Source organism: Aeromicrobium alkaliterrae (assembly GCF_039529015.1).
GTDB lineage: Bacteria > Actinomycetota > Actinomycetes > Propionibacteriales > Nocardioidaceae > Aeromicrobium > Aeromicrobium alkaliterrae.
Genome location: NZ_BAAAME010000004.1, coordinates 817,790 through 838,668, shown reverse-complemented (window position 1 = coordinate 838,668; position 20,879 = coordinate 817,790). Strand labels below are relative to the sequence as shown.

The 20,879-nt window shown below is 73.5% G+C and carries 20 protein-coding genes; 10 read left to right on the top strand and 10 right to left on the bottom strand.

Annotation, left to right across the window (positions count from 1 at the left end; all coding sequences use genetic code 11):
• Window positions 1–2,016 (bottom strand): methylmalonyl-CoA mutase family protein (locus ABD127_RS12165; RefSeq protein WP_344201818.1); only part of this gene is annotated, 2,016 nt, incomplete at its 3' end.
• Between the two features lie 62 nt (window positions 2,017–2,078).
• Here ABD127_RS12165 and ABD127_RS12160 point away from each other — a divergent pair.
• Window positions 2,079–2,570, top strand: a complete 492-nt coding sequence (locus tag ABD127_RS12160) for a MarR family winged helix-turn-helix transcriptional regulator (protein ID WP_344201815.1) — start codon at window positions 2,079–2,081, stop codon at window positions 2,568–2,570.
• A gap of 215 nt (window positions 2,571–2,785) precedes the next feature.
• Here ABD127_RS12160 and ABD127_RS12155 read toward each other — a convergent pair whose 3' ends face one another.
• Both ABD127_RS12155 and ABD127_RS12150 read right to left on the bottom strand, forming a co-directional pair.
• On the bottom strand, window positions 2,786–3,262 hold the full coding sequence (locus ABD127_RS12155) for a GNAT family N-acetyltransferase (RefSeq protein WP_344201812.1): 477 nt from the start codon (window positions 3,260–3,262) through the stop codon (window positions 2,786–2,788).
• A 4-nt stretch (window positions 3,263–3,266) separates the two neighbouring features.
• On the bottom strand, window positions 3,267–5,183 hold the full coding sequence (locus ABD127_RS12150) for an acyl-CoA dehydrogenase family protein (RefSeq protein WP_344201809.1): 1,917 nt from the start codon (window positions 5,181–5,183) through the stop codon (window positions 3,267–3,269).
• Window positions 5,184–5,436: 253 nt separating this feature from the next.
• On the opposite strand from ABD127_RS12150, the gene ABD127_RS12145 reads away from it, so the two are divergent.
• From ABD127_RS12145 to ABD127_RS12105, 9 genes are all read left to right on the top strand, one after another.
• The gene (locus ABD127_RS12145; RefSeq protein WP_344201806.1) at window positions 5,437–6,234 is read left to right on the top strand and encodes a hypothetical protein; all 798 of its coding nucleotides are present in this window, start codon (window positions 5,437–5,439) and stop codon (window positions 6,232–6,234) included.
• Complete coding sequence (locus tag ABD127_RS12140) at window positions 6,227–7,372, top strand: CbiQ family ECF transporter T component (RefSeq protein WP_344201803.1); 1,146 nt, start codon at window positions 6,227–6,229, stop codon at window positions 7,370–7,372. The genes ABD127_RS12145 and ABD127_RS12140 overlap by 8 nt, the downstream gene beginning before the upstream one ends.
• Window positions 7,356–8,966 (top strand): ABC transporter ATP-binding protein, encoded by a 1,611-nt coding sequence (locus ABD127_RS12135; protein ID WP_344201800.1) that lies wholly within the window; start codon window positions 7,356–7,358, stop codon window positions 8,964–8,966. The genes ABD127_RS12140 and ABD127_RS12135 overlap by 17 nt, the downstream gene beginning before the upstream one ends.
• Window positions 8,963–9,805 (top strand): ECF transporter S component, encoded by an 843-nt coding sequence (locus ABD127_RS12130; protein ID WP_344201797.1) that lies wholly within the window; start codon window positions 8,963–8,965, stop codon window positions 9,803–9,805. The genes ABD127_RS12135 and ABD127_RS12130 overlap by 4 nt, the downstream gene beginning before the upstream one ends.
• A 215-nt stretch (window positions 9,806–10,020) precedes the next feature.
• Entirely contained in the window at window positions 10,021–11,730 is a 1,710-nt protein-coding gene (locus ABD127_RS12125) for an S-layer homology domain-containing protein (protein WP_344201794.1), read from the top strand.
• 48 nt (window positions 11,731–11,778) lie between these two features.
• Window positions 11,779–12,501 (top strand): hypothetical protein, encoded by a 723-nt coding sequence (locus ABD127_RS12120; protein WP_344201791.1) that lies wholly within the window; start codon window positions 11,779–11,781, stop codon window positions 12,499–12,501.
• A gap of 34 nt (window positions 12,502–12,535) precedes the next feature.
• Complete coding sequence (locus tag ABD127_RS12115) at window positions 12,536–13,102, top strand: antibiotic biosynthesis monooxygenase (RefSeq protein ID WP_344201788.1); 567 nt, start codon at window positions 12,536–12,538, stop codon at window positions 13,100–13,102.
• Window positions 13,099–14,769, top strand: coding sequence for a cobyric acid synthase (locus ABD127_RS12110; protein ID WP_344201785.1), 1,671 nt, complete (start codon window positions 13,099–13,101; stop codon window positions 14,767–14,769). Before ABD127_RS12115 ends, ABD127_RS12110 begins: the two co-directional genes overlap by 4 nt.
• Complete coding sequence (locus tag ABD127_RS12105) at window positions 14,766–15,518, top strand: cobalt-precorrin-6A reductase (protein ID WP_344201782.1); 753 nt, start codon at window positions 14,766–14,768, stop codon at window positions 15,516–15,518. The genes ABD127_RS12110 and ABD127_RS12105 overlap by 4 nt, the downstream gene beginning before the upstream one ends.
• A gap of 84 nt (window positions 15,519–15,602) precedes the next feature.
• On the opposite strand, the gene ABD127_RS12100 is transcribed toward ABD127_RS12105, so the two are convergent.
• The 7 genes from ABD127_RS12100 to cobA form a co-directional block, all read right to left on the bottom strand.
• Window positions 15,603–16,535 (bottom strand): cobalamin biosynthesis protein, encoded by a 933-nt coding sequence (locus tag ABD127_RS12100; protein WP_344201780.1) that lies wholly within the window; start codon window positions 16,533–16,535, stop codon window positions 15,603–15,605.
• Window positions 16,532–17,305, bottom strand: coding sequence for an adenosylcobinamide-GDP ribazoletransferase (locus ABD127_RS12095; RefSeq protein ID WP_344201777.1), 774 nt, complete (start codon window positions 17,303–17,305; stop codon window positions 16,532–16,534). Before ABD127_RS12095 ends, ABD127_RS12100 begins: the two co-directional genes overlap by 4 nt.
• Window positions 17,305–18,375 (bottom strand): nicotinate-nucleotide--dimethylbenzimidazole phosphoribosyltransferase, encoded by a 1,071-nt coding sequence (gene cobT, locus ABD127_RS12090; RefSeq protein WP_344201774.1) that lies wholly within the window; start codon window positions 18,373–18,375, stop codon window positions 17,305–17,307. Before cobT ends, ABD127_RS12095 begins: the two co-directional genes overlap by 1 nt.
• A complete protein-coding gene (locus ABD127_RS12085) occupies window positions 18,372–19,181 on the bottom strand; it encodes a CbtA family protein (RefSeq protein ID WP_344201771.1) in 810 nt (269 codons plus the stop codon). Before ABD127_RS12085 ends, cobT begins: the two co-directional genes overlap by 4 nt.
• A 119-nt stretch (window positions 19,182–19,300) precedes the next feature.
• Window positions 19,301–19,516: a CbtB domain-containing protein gene (locus ABD127_RS12080; protein WP_344201769.1), complete on the bottom strand. Its 216-nt coding sequence runs from the start codon at window positions 19,514–19,516 to the stop codon at window positions 19,301–19,303.
• Window positions 19,517–19,703: 187 nt separating this feature from the next.
• Entirely contained in the window at window positions 19,704–20,129 is a 426-nt protein-coding gene (locus ABD127_RS12075; RefSeq protein ID WP_344201767.1) for a histidine phosphatase family protein, read from the bottom strand.
• Window positions 20,126–20,857: a uroporphyrinogen-III C-methyltransferase gene (gene cobA, locus ABD127_RS12070; protein ID WP_344202619.1), complete on the bottom strand. Its 732-nt coding sequence runs from the start codon at window positions 20,855–20,857 to the stop codon at window positions 20,126–20,128. Before cobA ends, ABD127_RS12075 begins: the two co-directional genes overlap by 4 nt.
• Between the last annotated feature and the right edge of the window lie 22 nt (window positions 20,858–20,879).

The window sequence follows — 20,879 nt, the reverse complement described above, 5'->3', positions numbered from 1 at the left end:
GAGGAAGAAGGCGAGCACGGTCGGCGCGGGGCCGTTGATCGTCATCGAGACCGAGGTCGACGGCGCGGCGAGGTCGAAGCCGTCGTACAGCGCCTTCATGTCCTCGAGCGTCGCGACGGAGACGCCGGACGTGCCGATCTTGCCGTAGATGTCGGGGCGCTCGTCGGGGTCGCGGCCGTACAGCGTGACCGAGTCGAACGCGGTCGACAGGCGGGTGGCGTCGCCGTCCTCGCTGAGCAGCTTGAAGCGGCGGTTGGTGCGGAAGGGGTCGCCCTCGCCGGCGAACATGCGGGCCGGGTCCTCGCCGTCGCGCTTGAACGGGAACACGCCCGCCGTGTACGGGAAGTAGCCCGGCAGGTTCTCGCGGCGCCAGAAGCGCACGAGCTCGCCGTGGTGGCGGAAGCGCGGCAGCGAGACGCGGGGGATCTTGTTGCCCGAGAGCGACTCGCGCGTCAGCTGCGTGTGGATCTCCTTGTCGCGAACCTTCACGACCTGCTCGTCGCCGGAGTAGGACTCCACGACCGCGGGCCAGCCGGTGATCTGGTCGGCCACGGCGTGCGGGAGCTCCTTGCGCGCGGCCTCCAGGAGGCCGTCGACCGAGGTCGCGTCGACGTCGGCGGCGGCCAGCTCGGCGGCCGTGATCTCCAGGCGCTGCACGCGGTCGGCCGCGTCAGCGAGCTTCTCGGTCTCCTCGTGGAAGGCGCGGACGGTCTCGGTGACCTCGGCGAGGTAGCGCACGCGCTCCGGCGGCACGACCTGGCGGATGCCGCTGGAGAAGCGGACGTCGACCGCGGGCAGCACGCCCTCGTCGAGCTGCAGCCCGCCGTCGCCGAGGACGCCGCGCAGGTGCTGGTAGAGCGCCGTGACGCCGTCGTCGTTGAACGTGGCGGCCGAGGTGCCGAAGACCGGCATGTCCTCCGGACGCTTGCCGAAGGCCTCTCGGTTGCGCACGAGCTGTCGGCCGACGTCGCGCAGGGCGTCCTTCGCGCCGCGACGCTCGAACTTGTTGATCGCGACGACGTCGGCGAAGTCGAGCATGTCGATCTTCTCGAGCTGCGAGGCCGCGCCGAACTCCGGCGTCATGACGTAGAGCGAGTGGTCGACGAACGGCACGATGGCCGCGTCGCCCTGGCCGATGCCCGGGGTCTCGACGACGACGAGGTCGAAGCCGGAGGCCTTGGCCACGGCGATGACGTCGTTGAGCGACTCGGGCAGCTCGTGCGCGCCGCGGGTCGCGAGCGAGCGGAAGAACACGCGGTCGCCGTCGAGGGAGTTCATCCGGATGCGGTCGCCGAGCAGGGCGCCGCCGCCGCGGCGGCGGGTCGGGTCGACCGCGATGACGGCGACGCGCAGCTTGTCCTGCTGGTCGACGCGCAGGCGGCGGACGAGCTCGTCGGTCAGCGAGCTCTTGCCCGAGCCGCCGGTGCCCGTGATGCCGAGGACCGGGGTCGCGTGCGACGCGGCGGTCTCGAGGAGGCGGGAGCGGGCCTCGCCCGTGAGCTTGCCGGCCTCGGCCATCGTGATGGCGCGGGCGATCGCGGCGCGGTCGCCCGCGAGGACGGCGTCGACGTCGAGCGGGGCGAGGTCGGACAGGTCGAACGCGCAGGACTCGATGACCTCGGCGATCATGCCGGGCAGGCCCAGGCGCTGGCCGTCCTCGGGGCTGAAGATCGTGACGCCGGAGGCGCGCAGGCGGCTGATCTCCTCGGCCACGATGACGCCACCGCCGCCGCCGACGACCTTGACGTGGCCGGCGCCCTGGGCACGCAGCGACTCCACGAGGTACTCGAAGTACTCGACGTGGCCGCCCTGGTAGCTCGAGACCGCGACGCCCTGGACGTCCTCCTCGATCGCCGCGGTGACGACCTCGGCGACGGAGCGGTTGTGGCCCAGGTGGATGATCTCGGCGCCCTGCGACTGCATGATGCGCCGCATGATGTTGATGCTCGCGTCGTGCCCGTCGAACAGGGCGGACGCGGTGACGAGGCGCACGGGGGGACGGTCACTCACGGTCAACACACTCCTTGGAAGTCCAATACTCTGACATCCTACTAAATTTTGTCGCTACGCTCCACCCCATGCCGGGACTCGACTTCGACCCCATCGAGCGCGCGGGCCAGCTCTGGGAGGAGCACGTCGGTCCGGCGGACTCGATGCGCCTTGCCACGTCACTCATGCGCGTGCACCAGCTCCTCCTGGCCGAGCTCGACGCCGCCGTCAAGCCACTGGGAATCACCTTCGCACGATTCGAGGTGCTGCGGCTGCTGTCCTTCAGCTCTCGTGGATCGCTTCCCCTGTCCAAGATCGGGCAGCGGCTCATGGTGCACCCGACCTCGGTGACCAACGTGATCGACCGCCTCGCGGCCGACGGGCTCGTCAACCGCACGGTCGACGCGGTGGATCGCCGCCGCGTCCTGGCCTCGCTCACCGCCGACGGACGTCGCGTGCTCGACGCCGCGACCGAGGCGCTGACCGCGATCGACTTCGGCCTGCGCTCGCTGCCCGCCGGCCAGCAGCGCGAGGCCTACGAGCTCCTCCGCGTCCTGCGCACCCCCGACTTCGAGGGCTGACGGGGCGAGTGGGTGGCTGACGCACCCCTTTCGAGGCTCGCTCGTTCCTCGCTCGCACCTCAAGGGGCGGGCGGGTGACCACCGGTGGTTGAGGTGTGAGTGCCGCCTGCGGCGCGAGCCTCGAAACCTCGGTGACCTTTCGGGTCGAGCCGGCCAGGGTTTCGAGGCTCAGGCGCCAGAGCGCCTTCGCACCTCAACCAACGGTGCCCGACGGGCTACGGGCTCTCGAGCTCGCGCCAGAGGTAGAAGGCGCGCTCGGTGTCGCCGGGCTCGGTCTGGGTGAAGCCCTCGCGCAGGTAGAAGCGCAGCGCGTCGTCGTCGCCCTCGTCGACGTTGATCTCGATCGAGCCGGCGCCGAGCGCCCCGGCGTCGGCGACGACCCGCTGCACCAGCGCGGCACCGATCCCGGTGCTGCGCAGGTGCGGGTACACGAACAGCTCCTCCAGCAGCACGACCGGCCCGGAGTACCAGATGCTCGGACGCTGCACCGTCATGGCGAAGCCGTCGGCGTCGTCCGGGTCCGAGCCCGCCAGGAGGACCGAGACCTGGCCGCCGACGATGCGTGCGGAGGCGCGCGCAGCCAGCACCGCGGCGGGCGGCGCCGGGGTGTCGAACTCCGCGTTGAAGTCGCGCAGGAGCCGCGCGACGAGCTCGCCGTCGTCGACCGTGGCGCGACGGACCTCGACCGTCACGGGCTCAGGCGTCGGGCTGGGGGTCGAGCAGGAACGCCGCGCCCAGCGTCGCCTCCGGGACCCCGAAGCCCTCGACGAGCGTCAGCAGGTGCGGCCGCAGCTTGTCGAGCTGGTCGTTCAGCAGCGACGTGACGGTCTTCGCGCGGGCGTCCGAGAGGCGGTTGTGGCCCATGAACCAGGCCAGGTCGTCCTCGATCACGCTGAGCGCGTAGAGGGTGGCGACCTCGCGGAGCAGGTCGGCGGCGTCCTCGTCCTCGCAGCGGGCGATGCCGGCCGTGAACGCCTCGAGCACGATGCGGTCGATGTGCACCCGGCCGCAGCGGATCACGTGGTCCTGGGCGTTGTTGAAGATGCGGAACGCCTCGGCGCTGTCGGCGCCGGCGGCGCGCTGCAGACGGCGGGCCGCGGTCTCGATGACGTGCTGCTCGCGGTCCTCGAAGAGCTCGAGCTGCGTGCCGCGGTCGAGCAGGTCGTGGTCGTCGTCACCACCACCGGGGCGGGCGTCGATCAGGCGCTGGATCAGCTGCGAGGCGGCGGTGCGCTCGCGCACGACGTCGGTCACGGTGCTGGCCACGAACTTGACCATGCCCAGCGGGTCGAGGCCGCCGACCTCGTGCGCGTAGGCGGTCAGCAGCTCCTTCGCGACGAGCTGCAGCATGACGTGGTTGTCGCCCTCGAACGTCGTGAAGACGTCGATGTCGCCGCGGAGCGTCGAGATGCGGTTCTCGGCGAGGTAGCCCGCGCCGCCGCACAGCTCGCGCGACTCCTGCACCGAGCGCGACGCGTGCCACGTGAGGATCGCCTTGAGGCCCGCGGCGCGGCCCTCGAGCTCGCGCTGCTGCTGCGCGTCGGGGTTGTCCGACCGCTGCAGCTTGTCCATGCGCGCGACCTGCTGGTTCTGCGCGAAGCGGTACGCGTAGCCGCGGGCGATCAGGGGGAGCAGACGACGCTGGTGCATCCGGTAGTCGGCCAGGAGGGTCTCCTCGCCGTCGGCGGGGCCGAACTGGCGGCGCTTGAGCGCGTACCGACCGGCGATGCTGAGGGCGACCTCGGACGCGGCGAGCGCCGAGCCGCCCACGCTGATGCGGCCGCGGATGAGGGTGCCGAGCATCGTGAAGAAGCGCTTGCCGGTGTCGTCGATCGGCGAGCTGTAGGCGCCGTTCTCGTCGACGTTGCCGTAGCGGTTGAGCAGGTTCTCGCGGGGGATGCGCACCTCGTCGAAGCTGATGCGGCCGTTGTCGACGCCCCGGAGGCCGCCCTTGTGGTGGTCGTCGGCGGTCGTGACGCCCGGCATGTCCTCGCCGTGCTCGTCGCGGATCGGCACGAGGAAGCAGTGCACGCCGTGGGACTCGCCGCGCGTGACGAGCTGGGCGAAGACCGCGGCGATCGACGCGTGGCGCGCCGCGTTGCCGATGTAGTCCTTGGTGGCGCTGTGCGTGGGGGAGTGGACCACGAACTCCTGCGTCTGGGGGTCGTACGTCGCGGTGGTCTCGAGGCTCTGCACGTCGCTGCCGTGACCGATCTCGGTCATCGCGAAGCAGCCGACGAGGTCGAGGTCGATGATGCGCGGGATCAGTGCGTGGTGCCGGTCGGTGCCGAGGTTCTCGACCGCGCCGCCGAACAGGCCCCACTGCACGCCGGCCTTGACCATGAGCGACAGGTCGAACTGCGCCAGCATCTCGATGCCGGTGACGGCCATGCCCGGATCGCCCAGGCCGCCGTGGGACTCGCGGAAGCCCGCGGCCGGGATGCCGGTCTGCACGAGGTCCTTGAGCTGCGCGAACGTGTGGTCGCGAGCGCCCTCGAGGTCGAGGTCGGGGTCGACGGCGAGGTCGAGCTCGGCCAGGCGCGTGCGTGACTCCTCCCGCACGTGCCGCCACTTGCCGTCCAGAGCGATGCGGAGTTCGTCAGCCAGCGTCATGCCACCACGGTAGTGCGGCGGGCCTGATCGCGCGCGGGATCGGGCGGCTCCTCACGACACCGGCGATCTGTCCCGGGAATGGTAGGTTCGAAGGTGGCCCTCAGGGGCCATCCCTGCAGTCGCGTGGCGAGGGAAGCCGGTCCGAATCCGGCGCTGACCCGCAACCGTGGAGCACCGCGAGGTGCTGAGCCGGAAAGCTTGCGCGCGACTCCTACCCGTCAACGCTGTCGAGGAGTACAGCGGGAGGACATCGATGTTGCCCCGAGCCCTGCGCGGACTTCTCGCGCTCGCCGTCACCGGTGCCGCGTTCGCGCTGCCCGTCGTCGTGGCGAGCCCTGCCGAGGCGGCCTCCGGGGCGTGCACGCGTGGCACGGGGGTCACGGTCGTCGTGAACTCCCAGGTCCGGTGCGACGCCACCCCGGGCGGCTTCGCGCGCGACTCGTTCACGGGTGAGGGCTTCGCGCTCGAGGACGTCCCCGGGCAGACCGGCGCGGTCTGCCGCATCGACGGCTTCCCCTCCGACAACCGCTGCTTCGAGACCGACGCCTACTGGGCGCTCTTCGTCTCCGACCCGGGTTCGGGCACCTGGCGCTACGCGAGCGTCGGTGTGAACGGGCAGCGCGTCAAGGCCGGCACGTGGGTCGCCTTCGTCTGGCAGAGCAGCGCCACGCGCACCGCACCGTCGGTCACGCCGGTCGGCCCGGCCCCCGCGGCCCCGGCTCCGGCCGACCCGGGCACGTCGGGCGGGGGATCGGGCGGTGGAGGCACCGGCGGCACGGGTGGCGGCTCCGGGTCGCCGACCACGGCGCCCACGATGCCGGGCCCGTCGGCCACGCCCACCGAGTCTGCTGCTCCCACCGAGACTCCCGCCGACGGCCAGAGCTCCTCGCCCGGCGACGCGGTCGACGGCGACGAGCGCGAGTCCACCTCCGCCGAGGTCGCCGAGCGCGAGGGCGGAAGCGTGTGGGGACTCCTGCTCGCCGTGGTCGTGATCGGCCTGATGGGCGCCGCGGTGGTCCTGGTCCGGCGAAGGCGACAGGGCGGTGCCTGAGAAGGGCCGGGCCTCGCTGCCCCGCGACCTCGCACCCGGTGCCTGGTGGGTGTGGGCGCTCGCCCTGGCCGCCGCGGCCTCGACGACGCTGAACCCGTTCGCCCTCCTGCTGATCTGCGCCGTCGCCGCCCTGGTCGTCGCGGCTCGTCGGACCGACGCCCCTTGGGCGCTCTCGTTCCGCTTCTACGTCTACTTCGCGCTCGTCGTCGTCGTGGTGCGCGTCGTGTTCCACGTGCTCCTGGCGGGCGGCGGCTACAGCGACGACGTCGTGCTCCTGCGCCTGCCCGAGATCCCGCTGCCCGAGGCCGCGCGGGGCATCCGGCTGCTGGGCGACGTCACCCGCGCATCGATCCTGTCGGGCCTCTACGACGGGATGCGGCTCGGCACGATCATCATCTGCGTCGGTGCCGCGAACACCCTCGCGAACCCCAAGCGCCTGCTGAAGTCGGTGCCGCCGGCGCTGTACGAGGTCGGCACGACGATCGTCGTCGCGCTGTCGCTGTTCCCCCAGCTCGCCGAGAGCGTCCAGCGCGTGCGGCGCGCGCGTCGTCTGCGCGGCGACGGGATGCGCCGCACCGCGGTGCTGCGCCGCATCGTCGTGCCGGTGCTGGAGGACGCGCTCGAGCGGTCGATGACCCTCGCGGCCGGCATGGACGCGCGCGGCTACGGACGCTCGGGCCGGGCCACCCCGCGACAGCGGTTCGTGACGGGCGCCCTGGTCCTCGTCGCGCTGTTCCTGCTGACGGTCGGCATCTACGGCTACCTCGACGCGACGGCGCCCCGTGTGATCGGCATCCCCGCGCTGGTGCTCGGTGCCGGTGTCGCCCTGCTCGCGATGACGGCCGCAGGCCGGCGGGTGCAGCGCACGCGCTACCGGCCGCAGCGGTGGCTCGCACCGGAGTGGTTCACGGCCGCCAGCGGCGTCGCCGTCGCGGCGCTCATGGAGGTCGCCGACGGTGCGGTCCCGGCCGCCGTGATCCCGCCGCTCGACGCCCTGCCGACGCTGCCGGTGTGGTGCGTGCTCGCGGTGCTCGTCGGCGCGCTGCCCGCCCTCCTGACCCCGGCGCCGGCTGCCGCGCCGAGCCCCGACGGCTCGCCGACCACGCCCCGGGAGGTCGCTCGTGCTGACGCTGCGTGACGTCTCCTTCGCCTACGGCGACGACGTGGTGCTGAGCCACGTCGACCTCCAGCTCGACGACGCCGAGCTGGTCCTCGTGTGCGGCCGCACGGGATCCGGCAAGTCGACGCTGCTGCGGATGTTCAACTCCCTGGTGCCCCACTTCACCGGCGGCACGCTGGCCGGAGACGTGCTGGTCGACGGCGTCTCGGTCGTCGGCACGCCGCCGCGCGAGCTCGCCCACCTCGTCGGCTACGTCGCGCAGGACCCGCTCAGCGGGTTCGTCAGCGACACCGTCGAGGAGGAGCTCGCCTACGGCATGGAGCAGCTCGGGCTCGATCCGCAGACGATGCGGCGCCGGGTCGAGGAGACGCTGGACCTGCTCGGCATCGCCGAGCTGCGGCACCGCTCGCTGCTCTCGCTCTCGGGCGGCCAGCAGCAGCGTGTCGCGATCGGTGCCGTGCTGACGATGCACCCGCGGGTCCTCGTGCTCGACGAGCCCACGTCCGCGCTCGACCCCACGGCGGCCGAGGAGGTGCTGGCCACGATCGCCCGCCTCGTGCACGACCTCGGCCTGCTCGTCGTCGTGGCCGAGCACCGCATGGAGCGGGTCGTGCCGTTCGCCGACAAGGTCGTCGCGGTCGCCGACGGGCAGGTCACGTCCGGCCCTCCGGCCGAGGTGCTGGCGGGCTCGGTCGTGGCGCCGCCGATCGTCGAGCTGGGCCGTCTCGCCGGGTGGTCGCCGCTGCCGCTCTCGGTGCGCGAGGCGCGGCGCCGCCGCAGCGAGGTCGTCGACCGGCTGGGCGAGCCCTCGCCGCCGCTGCTGCCCGAGGGTGCTGACGTCCTGGTCGCCCGGGGGGTCTCGGTCCTGCACGGCACGACCCCCGCGGTCCGCGACGTCGACCTGACGCTCGTGGCCGGACGCGTCACGGGCCTGATGGGTCGCAACGGTGCCGGCAAGTCCTCGCTCCTCTGGGCGCTGCAGGGTGGCGTGCGCCGTCGCTCCGGCTCGGTCGCGGTCGACGGCGTGGACCCCGCCGCCGCCCGGCCCGAGAAGGCCCGCGAGCTCGTGGGCCTGGTGCCGCAGACCGCCGCCGACCTGCTGTTCCTCGAGACCGTCGACGACGAGTGCGCTGCGGCCGACCGGCAGGCGAACGTCGCCGCGGGCACCTGCCGCGACCACCTCGACCGGCTCGCGCCCGGCGTTCCCGGCGACCGTCACCCGCGCGACCTCTCGGAGGGGCAGCGGCTCGCGCTCGTCGTGGCCGTCGTCGTGACGTCGGCCCCGCGGGTCGTGGCGCTCGACGAACCGACCCGCGGGCTCGACTACCCCGCGAAGGAGGCGCTGACCGCGATCCTCCGTACGCTCGCCGCCGAGGGACGCGCGATCGTCGTCTCGAGCCACGACGTGGAGTTCGTGGCGGGGGTCGCCGACGAGGTCGTCGTGATGGCCGAGGGCGAGATCGTCTCGCGGGGACCGGCCGCCCGGGTGCTCACCGAGTCCCCGGCATTCGCCCCGCAGGTCACCAAGGTCCTCGGCCCGCCGTGGCTCACGGTGGCGCAGGTGGAGGCCGCTCTTCCCGCCGCCGCCCTGCCGGACGGGGGATCGCGATGAGCGAGAGCCGCCCGACCTCGCTGCACGTCGGCCGCCGGTCGGCGATGGTCCTGGCCGTCGCCAGCCTGGCTGGCCTGGTGATGTTCGCGTGGCCGCTGATCCTGCAACCGGCCGCGGGGGTCGAACGGGTCGACCAGCCGTTCCTGTTCATGCTGATCTTCCCGATCGTGCTGGGGCTGGTCGTCGCCGAGCTGACCGAGGGCGGCATGGACTCCCGCACCCTCGCGGTGCTGGCCGTGCTCACCGCGGTCAACGGTGCGATCCGCTCGCTGGGCGCGGGCGTCGCCGGGATCGAGACCGTGTTCTTCCTGCTGATCCTCGGCGGTCGCGTCTTCGGCCCCGGTTTCGGCTTCGCCCTGGGGTGCACCAGCCTGTTCACGTCGGCGCTGCTGACGTCCGGTGTCGGACCCTGGCTGCCGTTCCAGATGATGTGCGCCGCCTGGGTCGGCATGGGTGCGGGCCTGCTGCCGCGCCGCGTCACGGGTCGCTGGGAGATCGCGCTGCTCGTCGCCTACGGGGTCGTCGCGGCCTACCTGTACGGGTTCCTGATGAACCTGTCGTCGTGGCCCTTCACGCTCGGCATCGCGGTGCCGGGTGCCGGTGACGGGCTGCAGATGGTGCCGGGCGACCCGGTGCTCGACAACCTGCACCGCTTCGTCGTGTTCACCCTGCTGACCTCGACCTGGGGCTGGGACACCGGTCGCGCGATCACGACCGGCGTGCTGCTCGTGGTGCTCGGTCCCGCGCTGCTGACGACCTTCCGCCGCGCCCTGCGCCGGGTGCGCATCGTGACGACCTTGGCACCCGCCGAGCCGGGCGCGCCCGCCTCGACCCGCTGACGGCCTCTCGCCTCGGGTGAACCGGGGGCAGGGGCGGCCGGGCGGTGTTACCTTCAGGGCGTCTGGGATCCCAGGCCCGTCGTGCCCCGAGGGGAAGCCGGTGCAACTCCGGCGCTGACCCGCAACCGTGTGCCGCCCGTGGCGGCGAGCCGGAGCACCTCCTCACGACGGCACCCACCCAAGCTGCCGAGGTGTGCAGCTGGAAGGAACAACGCATGTCGAGATCCACACGTCTGCTCGGGCTCGGAGCGGCTGCCGCCGTTCTCGCGCCCCTCGCCCTGGTGGCCCCGGCCGCCGTCGCGGCCACCCCGGCCGACAGCCAGCCCTCGGTCTCCGCGGGCGACTGGCTCGCCGGCGAGGTCGTCGCCGGAACCGGCCCGCAGGCCGGGCAGGGCTTCCTGCTGTCGGCGTACAGCGGCAACAACCCCGACTTCGGCATCGCGGCCGACGCGATCGTGTCGTTCGATCACCAGGAGGCGCACCCCGAGGCCGTCACCGCGCTGACCGCGGGCCTCGAGGCGAACTACGAGGGCTACGTGAACCCGACGTTCCCGGCGCCGCCCGAGGGCCAGGCGCAGGAGCAGGGCACGTTCCTCAACGCCGGCACGCTGGCCAAGACCGTGCTCGCCGCGACCGTCACCGGCTCGGCCACCGACTTCGGCGGGGAGAACCTGCTGGCCCAGCTCGAGGGCACGCTCGCGAGCAACGGCCAGGCGCTCAACCAGGGCGGCTCGCAGCAGGGCAAGGGCTCGGTGTTCAACCAGACCTACGCCGTCGAGGCGCTCGCCGAGAACGGCAGCGCGAGCACGACGGCCGCGGCCGAGGCGCTCGTCAACGCCCAGTGCGACGACGGCGGATTCCCGTTCGCGTTCCCGACCGGCCCGGAGGACTGCTTCTCCGACGTCGACACCACGGCCCGTGCCGTGATCGCGCTCGCGGCGGCGCAGAACAACATCGGCAACGCCCAGGGGTTCGCCTCCGACGCGACCGACTGGCTGGGCTCCCAGCAGCAGGCCGACGGCTCGTTCGGGTTCGAGTTCCCCGCTGGCACCTTCAACCCGTCGGCCAGCTCGACGCTGCTCGCCGCGCAGGCGTTCGAGGCGTTCACCACCTCGTCCGAGCTCGCACCCGACCGCCGGGCCACCCGCGCGGCCGGGTTCGTCCGCACGCTGCAGCTCGACTCCGTCAGCGGGGCGGGCAGCCTCGCCGGTGACGTCGGCGCGATCCTGTCGACGCAGGAGGACTTCAACGGCGCCACCGAGGCCGGCTCGCTGTCCGCCTTCGAGCGCACGGGCGCCACGTTCGCGGCCGCTCAGGCCTACGGCGGACTGGCCGTCCTCGACGGCACGACGGAGTTCAGCGACACGCCCACCACCGCGACCTTCTTCACCGAGATCGCGTGGCTCTCGAGCCGCGGCATCACGACGGGCTACGCCGAGGCGAACGGCTCGACGTCGTTCCGCGGCTCGCAGCCGGTGCTGCGCGAGCAGATGGCGGCGTTCCTCTACCGCTACGACAACGAGGGCACCAACCCGCCGGCCGGCGCCCCGAACGCGACGTTCTCCGACGCGGTGAACAACACCTTCAGCAAGCACATCGCGTGGTTGGCCTCCGAGGGCATCACGACGGGCTACGCGGACAACACGTTCCGTCCGAGCGCCCCCGTGCTGCGCGAGCAGATGGCGGCGTTCCTCTACCGCCTCGCGGGGAGCCCGACCTTCACGGCTCCCGCGACGTCGCCGTTCACCGACGTCCCGACGACGGCCACGTTCTACAAGCAGATCACGTGGCTCGACGCGGTCGGCGTGACGACGGGCTACGAGGGCCCCAACGGCACGCGCACGTTCCGCGGTTCGGACCCCGTGCTGCGTGAGCAGATGGCGGCGTTCCTCTACCGCTTCTACGTGAACACGCTGGTCGGCTAGAAACCGCTCGACGACGGGCCGGTCCGTCGACCTGGGGAGTGATCCGTCATGACCACGCGCACCCGCAGCGCGATCCTGCTGCTCCTGCTGAGCCTCGTCGGGCTCGGAGCGGCCCCGGCCGTCGCCGCGACCTCGGCCGGATCGCCGGCCTCGCAGGTCAAGGAGCAGTGCGACCCGCAGACCGACGTCGTGGTCACGGTCGACGCCTCGACCGCCGGCGGTGAGTACACCTCGCTGTGCGTCCAGGACGCGGCGGGCGACTCGGTGGTCGACCTGGTGAAGGCCACGAACATCCCGATCGACGTCACCGACGACGACATCGCGACGATCTGCCGCATCGACGGCTACCCCACGCCGACGCAGGACAGCTGCGGCGACGACGGCAACGACAGCGGCGCGTGGGCCTTCTTCACCGCCGACGTCAACGGCCCGTGGTCCGAGGCGCAGCAGGACACGACGATCTTCGAGGCCACGGGCGGCGAGCTCGTGACGTTCCACTTCGTGCCGAACGGCCAGCCCGCGACCGCGCCCGACCAGTCGACCGACACGCAGCTCTTCACCTCGACGGCCCTCGTGCCGGCCGAGGCCGAGGCCACGGACGGACCCACCGCCACGCCGTCGGTAGCGGAGGAGACGATCGAGCCCTCCAGCGAGGCCGCGGAGGACGCCGGTGCCCCCACGGCCTGGCTCATCTTCGGTCTGATGGTCGGGGTGCTGGTCGTCGTGGGCGGTGCCGTGTACTTCCTGCGCCGTCGCGCCCGGAACGCCTGACCGGGCCTCGAACGCCGAGGCCTAGCCTGGGGGCATGACCGGACCCGTCACCGTCTCCATCACGCGGCACGTCGACCCCGACCACGAGCAGCAGATGCTCGCGTGGCTGCGGGCCGGCACGCAGCTGTCGGAGCGGTTCGACGGGTTCCTCGGGTCGGGCTGGGTGCGGCCGGCGGCCGGCTCGACCGAGTGGCACATGCTCTACCGCTTCGACTCCCACGCCCACCTCGACGCCTGGAACGAGTCCGAGCAGCGGCGCTGGTGGCTCGAGTCGGCGCAGGGCTTCGTCGAGGAGGCCCGGCACGAGCAGCGCACCGGGATCGAGGGCTGGTTCGACGAGCCGAGCAGCGTCGACGTGCAGGACCTGCGGCCCACGCCGGTCCCGCCGCCGCGGTGGAAGCAGATGTGCGCGATCTTCCTGGTGTTCTTCCCGCTCAGCGTGGCGGCGAACTGGGCGTCGAGCCACCTGTTCCCCGACCTGGTGCTGCCGCTGCGCGTGCTGATCAGCGTGCTCGTGATGACGCCGGTCATGACGTACCTGGCGCTGCCGTTCATCACGCGCCTGCTCGCGCCGTGGCTCAACAAGCAGCCCTCCGCATGAGGGGTCTGCTGGTCGCCGGCACGACCTCCGACGCGGGCAAGACCGTCGTCACCACCGCGATCTGCCGTGCCTTCGCGCGTCGCGGGGTGTCGGTCGCGCCGTTCAAGAGCCAGAACATGTCGAACAACTCGATGGTCGTGCGGGCTGAGGCCGACCCTTCGAGGCTCGTCGTTCCTCCTCGCACCTCAGGGCCCGGAGGCTCTCCGCCCCCTGAGGTGAGCCCTTCGAGGCTCGTCGTTCCTCCTCGCACCTCAGGGCCCGGAGGCTTTCCGCCCCTTGAGGTGCGAGGAACGAGCCTCGAAAGGGGTACCGAAACCACCGGCTTGCACGGCGAGATCGGTCGGGCGCAGTGGATCCAGGCCGTCGCAGCAGGTGCCGCGCCCGAGGCGGCGATGAACCCCGTGCTGCTGAAGCCCGGCTCGGACCACACGAGCCACGTCGTCGTGATGGGCCGCCCGGCGGGCACGCTCGGAGCGCGCAGCTTCGTCGACGGCGGTCGCGCGCACCTGGCGGAGGCCGCCTTCGCGGCGCTCGACGACCTCGCGTCGCGCTACGACGTCATCGTCGCCGAGGGGGCCGGATCGCCCACCGAGATCAACCTGCGGGCGAACGACTACGTCAACATGGGGCTCGCGCGGCACGCGTCGCTGCCGACCGTCGTGGTCGGCGACATCGACCGCGGCGGCGTCTTCGCGGCGCTGTTCGGCACCGTCGCGCTGCTCGAGGGCGCCGACCAGGACCTCGTCGCCGGCTTCGTCATGAACAAGTTCCGCGGCGACGTGTCGCTGCTGGCGCCGGGCATCGAGCGGCTGGCCGAGCTCTCGGGCCGACCCACGCTCGGCGTGCTGCCGTGGCACCCGGACGTGTGGCTCGACTCCGAGGACGCGCTCGACCTGGAGGGACGGCGCGCGGGCGACCGCGAGGCGGCGTTGCGGGTCGCGGTCGTGCGGCTGCCGCGCATCAGCAACTTCACCGACGTCGACGCGCTGGGCATCGAGCCCGAGATCGACCTCGTGTTCGCCTCCCAGCCGCACCACCTCGACGGTGCCGACCTCGTCGTGCTTCCGGGCACGCGAGCCACGATGGGCGACCTCGCGTGGCTGCGCGAGCGGGGCCTGGCCGACGCGATCGCGAAGCACGCGGCCTCGGGCCGGGCCGTGCTGGGGATCTGCGGCGGCTTCCAGATGTTGGGGCGGCTTGTGGTTGATCCCGACGGCGTCGAGGGTCCGGCGGGAGCCGAGGTGGCCGGGCTCGGGCTGCTCGACGTCCGCACCGACTTCGGCGCGGACAAGGTGCTGCGGCTGCCGACCGGCGAGGCCCTCGGCCACGCGGCCGCGGGCTACGAGATCCACCACGGGCGCATCACCCGGGGAGCGGATGTGGAGGACTTCCTGGCGGGCGGTCGCGAGGGGAACGTCTTCGGCACGATGTGGCACGGCAGCCTGGAGTCGGACGAGTTCCGTCGGGCCCTGCTCGCCGAGGTCGCGTCGGCTGCCGGACGTCCGGCGCCCACGGCCGAGGTCTCCTTCGCCGAGCGGCGCGAGGCCCGGCTCGACCTGCTCGGTGAGCTCGCCGAGCAGCACCTGGACGTCGACCGACTGCTCGAGCTCGCCACGTCCGGGCCGCCGCGGGGCCTGCGCCGCCTCGCGCCGGGGGCCGAGCAGTGACCCGAGGGCCGCACGTCCTGCTGCTCGGCGGCACCGGCGAGGCGCGTGCGCTGGCACGCGAGCTCCAGGCTGCCGGCATCGCGTTCGAGTCCTCGCTCGCGGGGCGAGTGGCGCGGCCGCAGCTCCCGGTCGGACCGGTGCGGATCGGCGGGTTCGGCGGGGTCGACGGACTGCGGCAGCACCTGCGGGAGCGGGGCGTGACGGCCGTGGTCGACGCGACGCACCCGTTCGCGGTGGGCATGTCCTGCAACGCGGCGGCGGCCTGCGCGGCGGAGGGCGTCCCACTGCTCCGCTTGGCGCGACCCGGCTGGAGCGAGTCTCCCGGCGCCGAGACCTGGCACTGGGTCGACGACCACGACGCGGCGGCGCGTGCGGCCGCCTCGCTGGGGGAGCGGCCGTTCCTCACGATCGGACGTCAGTCGCTCGACCGCTTCGTCGGGCCGCTCGCGTCGCACGCTGCGCTGGCGCGCGTCGTCGATCCGCCGGACGTCGCGCTGCCGGAGAGGTGGACCCTGCTGCTGAGCCGCGGGCCCTACGCGCTGGAGGGCGAGCTGGCGCTGATCGACCAGCACGGTCTCGACGTCGTGGTCACGAAGGACTCCGGCGGCTCGCACACCTGGCCCAAGATGGAGGCCGCGGCCGAGCGCGGCATCCCGGTCGTCGTCGTCCGTCGCCACGACCCGGCCCCCGAGGTCCCCTCGGTCACCGATCCCGCCGCCGTCCTCCCCTGGCTCGCCACCCGCCCCTGACCCCACCGTCCCCAGATTTGCGCCGAGATGCGCGGAACCGGGGTGGCGCTTCTGCACATCTCGGCGCAAATCTGGGGGAGGGGGTCAGGGGCGTCGGGCGGCCACCACGGCGGCGACGGCGAGGGCGCCCCGGCCGACCGCCGACGCCAGCGTCACGGACCTCGGGATGTCCCTGGGCGCCGGAGCCGGGCCGGTGCCCATGCGGACGCGGTCGTCGACCACGCCCTCGTAGTGGTTGACCCCGCCGAGCTGCACGCCCAGCGCGCCCGCGAAGGCGGCCTCGACGGCGCCCGCGTTGGGGCTCGGGTGCCCCGGTGCGTCCTCGCGCCAGGCGCGAAGGGCGTCGACAGGTCGGCCGTCCACCACCGGAGCCGCCACCGACGCCAGCGCCGCCGCAAGGCGGGCGGGCACCAGGTTGGCGACGTCGTCGAGGCGGGCCGAGGCCCAGCCGAACCGCAGGTAGCGCGCGGAGCGGTGGCCCACCATCGCGTCGAGCGTGTTGACCGCGCGGTAGCCGACGAGCCCCGGCACCCCCGCGACGGCCCCCCACCACAGCGGTCCGACGACCGCGTCGGACGTGTTCTCGGCGACCGACTCCACCACGGCACGCGCGAGCTGGTCGGCGTCGAGCGTGCTCGGGTCGCGGCCGACGAGGCTGCGCACGCGCTGACGGGCGGCGGGGAGGTCGCCGGCGATGACGTGCTCACCGACCGCCGCGGCCTCGCGCCCGAGAGTCCGACCACCCACCACGGCCCACGTGGCGACCGCGGTGACGAGGGCGTGCCGGACCGGGCGCCCGGCGGTGCCTCGCTCGGCGAGCATTCCCGCCGCCGTGACCGATCCGACCGCGACGGCGGTGAAGGCGACGCCGCGCCGCCGGTCGTCGGCATACACCCGCCGCTCCAGCGCCCCGGCCGCCTGGCCGAAGCCCGCCACGGGGTGCCATCGCGCGGGGTCGCCGAGCAGGCGGTCGGCCGCGATCCCCAGCGCCAGGCCGACGGCCCGCGACCAGCTCACGGGATGCTCGCGGCGATCAGGCCTGCCGCCAGCGCGATCTCGATCGAGGCACCGAAGCAGTCGCCGGTCACGCCGCCGTGGCGCCGGACGCACCGCTCCAGCACCGCGACGGCGCCGGCGAGCAGGGCGGCGCCAAGCACGAGCCCGCGCCACCACGGCAGGTCCGCGGCGAGGGCCAGGCCGACGCACGCGGCGACCACGACGATCCAGGTGCCAATGGCGGCCGCGCGCGGCACGGTCTGCGCGAAGCTGACCGCGAGGCCCGAGTCGCGGGCCGGCGGCACCCCGGCGACGCAGTCGACCGCGAGCGCGGCGCGCGACAGGCACACGAGCGCACCGGCCACGAGAGGCCCGGCGTCGGTGCCGACCAGTGCCGCGATCGCCACGGCCTGCAGCCCCAGCACCACGACCAGCGTCGCCGCGCCCGCCGGGCCGGCGGTCCCGCCCTTCATGACCTCGAGCGAGCGGTCGCGGTCGTGCGACGCCGTGAGGCTGTCGGCGACGTCGGAGAGGCCGTCGAGGTGCAGGCCCCGGCTGCCGAGCCCGACCAGGCCGACCGCGAGCAGCCCGACGACGAGAGGCGGCGCGTCGACCTCGTTCCCGAGCCACACCGTGAGCGCCACGACGAGCCCGATGGGCACCACCGCGAGCGGCGCCAGCAGCATCGCGATCCGAGCGGCACGCCGGTCGACCCGCTCTGGCGCGGGCCAGCGCACGACCGTCAGCGTCCCGGCTGCGAGCAGCCAGCCGGTGCGGACGGGGGAGGCCATCAGGGGAGCAGGTCGGCGAGCAGGGCCATGTCGGCGAGCAGGAGGCCGGCCGAGCGGATCAGGGGCACCGCCGCGACCGCGCCGCTGCCCTCGCCCAGACGCATGCCGAGGTCGAGCACCGGCTCGAGGCCGAGCTTCTCCAGCGCGATGGCCTGGCCCGGCTCGGTCGAACGGTGGCCCGCCACGAACCAGGCGGCAGCACCGGGTGCGAGCCGCTCGGCGACGAGGGCAGCCGCGACGCTGATGACGCCGTCGAGCACCACCGGTACACCGGCGTGCGCCGCCCGCGCGAGGAACGTGGCCGACGCCGTGAGGTCGGCGCTGCCGAGCGCCTGGAGCGTCACGACCGGGTCGTCGGCTCGGTCGCCGACGCGGTCGAGGGCCTGCTGCACGATGGCGGTCTTGTGCGCGAGGCCGGCGTCGTCGACTCCGGTGCCCCGACCGGTGACCGCCTCGGCGGGCAGGCCGAGCGAGGCGGCGATCAGCGCTGCGGCTGGCGTGGTGTTGCCGATGCCCATGTCGCCGGAGACGAGGAGCTGCGCGCCAGCGGCGATCTCCTGGTCGGCGATCATCGCGCCGACAGCCATCGCCCGACGGGCCTCGCCCACCGTGAGCGCGTCCTGCAGGTGGATCGGTGCGGACCCCGCGCGGACCTTGAACTCCCGCACGGCGGGATCGAGGTCGGCCAGGTCCTCCTCGACGCCCAGGTCGAGCACCCGGACGGTCACGCCGTGCTGGCGCGCGAGCACCGAGACGCCTGCCCGGCCCGCGACGAACGTGCGCACCATGGCACCCGTGATCGCCTTGGGATAGGCCGAGACCCCGTGGTCGGACACGCCGTGGTCGCCCGCGAGCACGACCGCGCGCACGCGCTCGATCGGTGCCGGCGGGACGGCCCCCTGGGTCGCGGCGACCCAGACCGCGAGGTCACCGAGCCGGCCGAGCGCGCCCGCCGGCGTGGCCAGCCCGCCGAGCCGCTCCCGGGCCGCCTCGACGAGCGCGGGGTCCGGGGCAGGGACGGGCGTGCCGGCCGGGGGCAGCGTCGGCGCGAGGTCCGGTCCGGAGGTCACAGCGCAGCAGCCGCCTCACGGCGTGCGAGCTCGGCGGACTCGCGGGTCCAGGCGCGGTGCACCAGGCCCGTGAGCACGACGCCCAGCACGAGCCACAGCGAAGCCTGCGTCAGCAGCGACCCGATGCGGAACTCGAACAGCGTGTTGGCCGGGAAGGAGTCCGGCACCTCGTCGATGGGCGCCATGACGAACGTCGCGATGCCGACGACGACCAGGTACACCGCGCCCGCTGCGGCCGTCGCGGTCCACGCCGAGCGGGAGGCGAGCACCTGGCGGGCGATGATCACGGCGGCGAGCACTGCGAGGAGCGAGATCGCGAGGAAGCCGAAGTACAGGGCGGTGCGCTCGCCGATCGTGTCGCCGCTGCCGACGGCCGGCGGGTTCGGCGGGTACTTCAGCCACGGCACCAGGACCACGGCCACGAATCCGACACCGGCGACCAGTGCGGTCGTCGCGACGGGCGTGAGGCGGCCGAAGCGGCCCGCGGCGAAGGCGGCGCCGATGCCGACGAGACCGCCGAGGATCGTGCCGATCAGGCCTGTGGCGGTCGCGAGGCCGGGGCCGGCCTGCTGGCCGCGCGTGATGCCACCCTCCTCGTCACCGTGGGAGTGGCCACCGGCCGCCTCGTCGTGCGAGTGCGCCTCGTCCTCGTCGTGCGAGTGCTCGGCGGGTGCGGCGGCGCTCTCCTCGAGCGCGATGGCGTCGTCGATGGCGGGCTCACCGACGCCGAGGGCGACGACGAAGGCGATCAGGCCGCCGAGGAGACCGGCGATCAGGCCGTTGATCAGAAAGCTGCGTGCGTTCATGGAGGTTCCGTCCAGGAGGGCATGACGGCGTGACGCCACGCCACGGGGGCCGGCCAAGCCGGCGAGGGGGACGACGCCCAGCCACCGGAGCGGTCAGCGGGCGTCGTGCGAGGCGAGCGTCAGTGGCAGGGGAAGCCGAGCAGGTGGCGTCCGTCGTGGACCCACTCGTGCACGTCGGTGCCGGAGAGCAGCGAGAAGGCACCCTGCTCGGCGCCGACGAAGTACGTCACGACGACCGCGAGCAGCGCGGCGAAGAGCGCCCAGGGGGCGAGCTGACGGACCGGGATGGCGACCGGGGCGACCTGGGGAACGGCGGTCGGGTTGAGCTGGCTCATCATGAACTCCTTCGGGATACGAGCGTCCCGTGGTGGGTGGAATGCCGAGGCTCGGGTCTGACTCCACCCGCCGGAGCGGGTGTCACAGTAGCGCGACTGTGCCGGACTTCCACCGGCTTCCGAGGTCTCGATCGATTCGCATCGTAGGGCATGACGGTTGCAGGGTGCGACGGGTGGGTCGAACGTCTCAGGGAGCGACCTGCAGCTCGCCGTTGTCGGGCAGGCGCGGGGGTTCGCCGGTGGCCTGCGCGAGGGCCAGCGCGATGACGTCGCCGTGGCTCACGACCAGGAGGCGGGCCCCGGCCGGCACGGCTGCGAGGGCGTCCGCCGTGCGCCGGGCGACGAGGTCGAGCGGCTCGAGGTAGCCCTGCTCGACGAGGCGCGGGTCGAGGTGGACCGGCAGGTCCAGGGCGCGGCCGACGATCATCGCGGTCTGTCGTGCGCGCACGGCGGGAGACGACACGAGGTGCTCGATCCCGAACCCGCGTGCCTGCTCGGCCGCTGCTTGGGCCTGCTCGACGCCGAGCGCCGTGAGCGGTGGGTAGGGGGTGTGGCCCTGGAACCGACCGGCGGCGTTCCACGTCGACTGGCCGTGCCGCAGCCACGCGATCACGCGGACACCTCGGCCGGGGCCCCGATCGCGGCCACCTCGCCGAACACCGTCACCGCGGGGGCGCCGATGCCCGCCTCGGCGGCAAGAGCGGCGATCGTCGCGACGGTGCCGCGCACGACGCGCTGGCTGGGCTGCCCGGCGTCGGCCACCACGGCGGCGGGGGTCGTGCCGGTGAGCCCGCCGGCGGTCAGCGCCTCGGCGATCGCGGGCAGCGTGCGCACGCCCATCAGCACGACGATCGTCGTGCCGGCGCGGGCCAGAGCGGCCCAGTCGACCGTGGACTCGGGGTGGCTCGGCGGGAGGTGGCCCGAGACGACCGTGAAGCCCTGGCTCGTGCCGCGGTGGGTCACCGGGATGCCGGCCAGCTCGGGAGCGGCGATCGCGGACGTCACGCCCGGGACGACCGTGACCGGGATGCCGGCCTCGCGGCACGCGTCGACCTCCTCACCGCCGCGGCCGAACACGAACGAGTCGCCGCCCTTGAGCCGCACGACGTGCCGCCCGGCGCTGGCGTGCTCGACCAGGAGACGGTTGATCTCCTCCTGCGGCGTCGTGCGGCCGTGCGGGATCTTCGCGACGTCGATGATTACGACGTGCGGCGGGAGCGTCGCGAGCGCCGCGAGCGGGGCCAGGCGGTCGGTCACGACGACGTCGGCGTCGAGCAGGGCGTCGCGGCCGGCGACGGTCAGCAGGCCGGGGTCGGACGGCCCGCCGCCGACCAGGGTCACGCGGCCGTGGTCGCGGCGGGGG

Excerpts from the sequence above, each read along its gene's own strand:
- ABD127_RS12110 (WP_344201785.1), top strand. The coding sequence starts at position 13,099 with ATGAGGGGTCTGCTGGTCGCCGGCACGACCTCCGACGCGGGCAAGACC.
- ABD127_RS12130 (WP_344201797.1), top strand. The coding sequence starts at position 8,963 with ATGAGCGAGAGCCGCCCGACCTCGCTGCACGTCGGCCGCCGGTCGGCG.
- ABD127_RS12120 (WP_344201791.1), top strand. The coding sequence starts at position 11,779 with ATGACCACGCGCACCCGCAGCGCGATCCTGCTGCTCCTGCTGAGCCTC.
- ABD127_RS12085 (WP_344201771.1), bottom strand. The coding sequence starts at position 19,181 with ATGAACGCACGCAGCTTTCTGATCAACGGCCTGATCGCCGGTCTCCTC.
- ABD127_RS12125 (WP_344201794.1), top strand. The coding sequence starts at position 10,021 with ATGTCGAGATCCACACGTCTGCTCGGGCTCGGAGCGGCTGCCGCCGTT.
- ABD127_RS12145 (WP_344201806.1), top strand. The coding sequence starts at position 5,437 with ATGTTGCCCCGAGCCCTGCGCGGACTTCTCGCGCTCGCCGTCACCGGT.
- ABD127_RS12160 (WP_344201815.1), top strand. The coding sequence starts at position 2,079 with ATGCCGGGACTCGACTTCGACCCCATCGAGCGCGCGGGCCAGCTCTGG.
- ABD127_RS12115 (WP_344201788.1), top strand. The coding sequence starts at position 12,536 with ATGACCGGACCCGTCACCGTCTCCATCACGCGGCACGTCGACCCCGAC.
- ABD127_RS12150 (WP_344201809.1), bottom strand. The coding sequence starts at position 5,183 with ATGACGCTGGCTGACGAACTCCGCATCGCTCTGGACGGCAAGTGGCGG.
- ABD127_RS12080 (WP_344201769.1), bottom strand. The coding sequence starts at position 19,516 with ATGAGCCAGCTCAACCCGACCGCCGTTCCCCAGGTCGCCCCGGTCGCC.
- ABD127_RS12095 (WP_344201777.1), bottom strand. The coding sequence starts at position 17,305 with ATGGCCTCCCCCGTCCGCACCGGCTGGCTGCTCGCAGCCGGGACGCTG.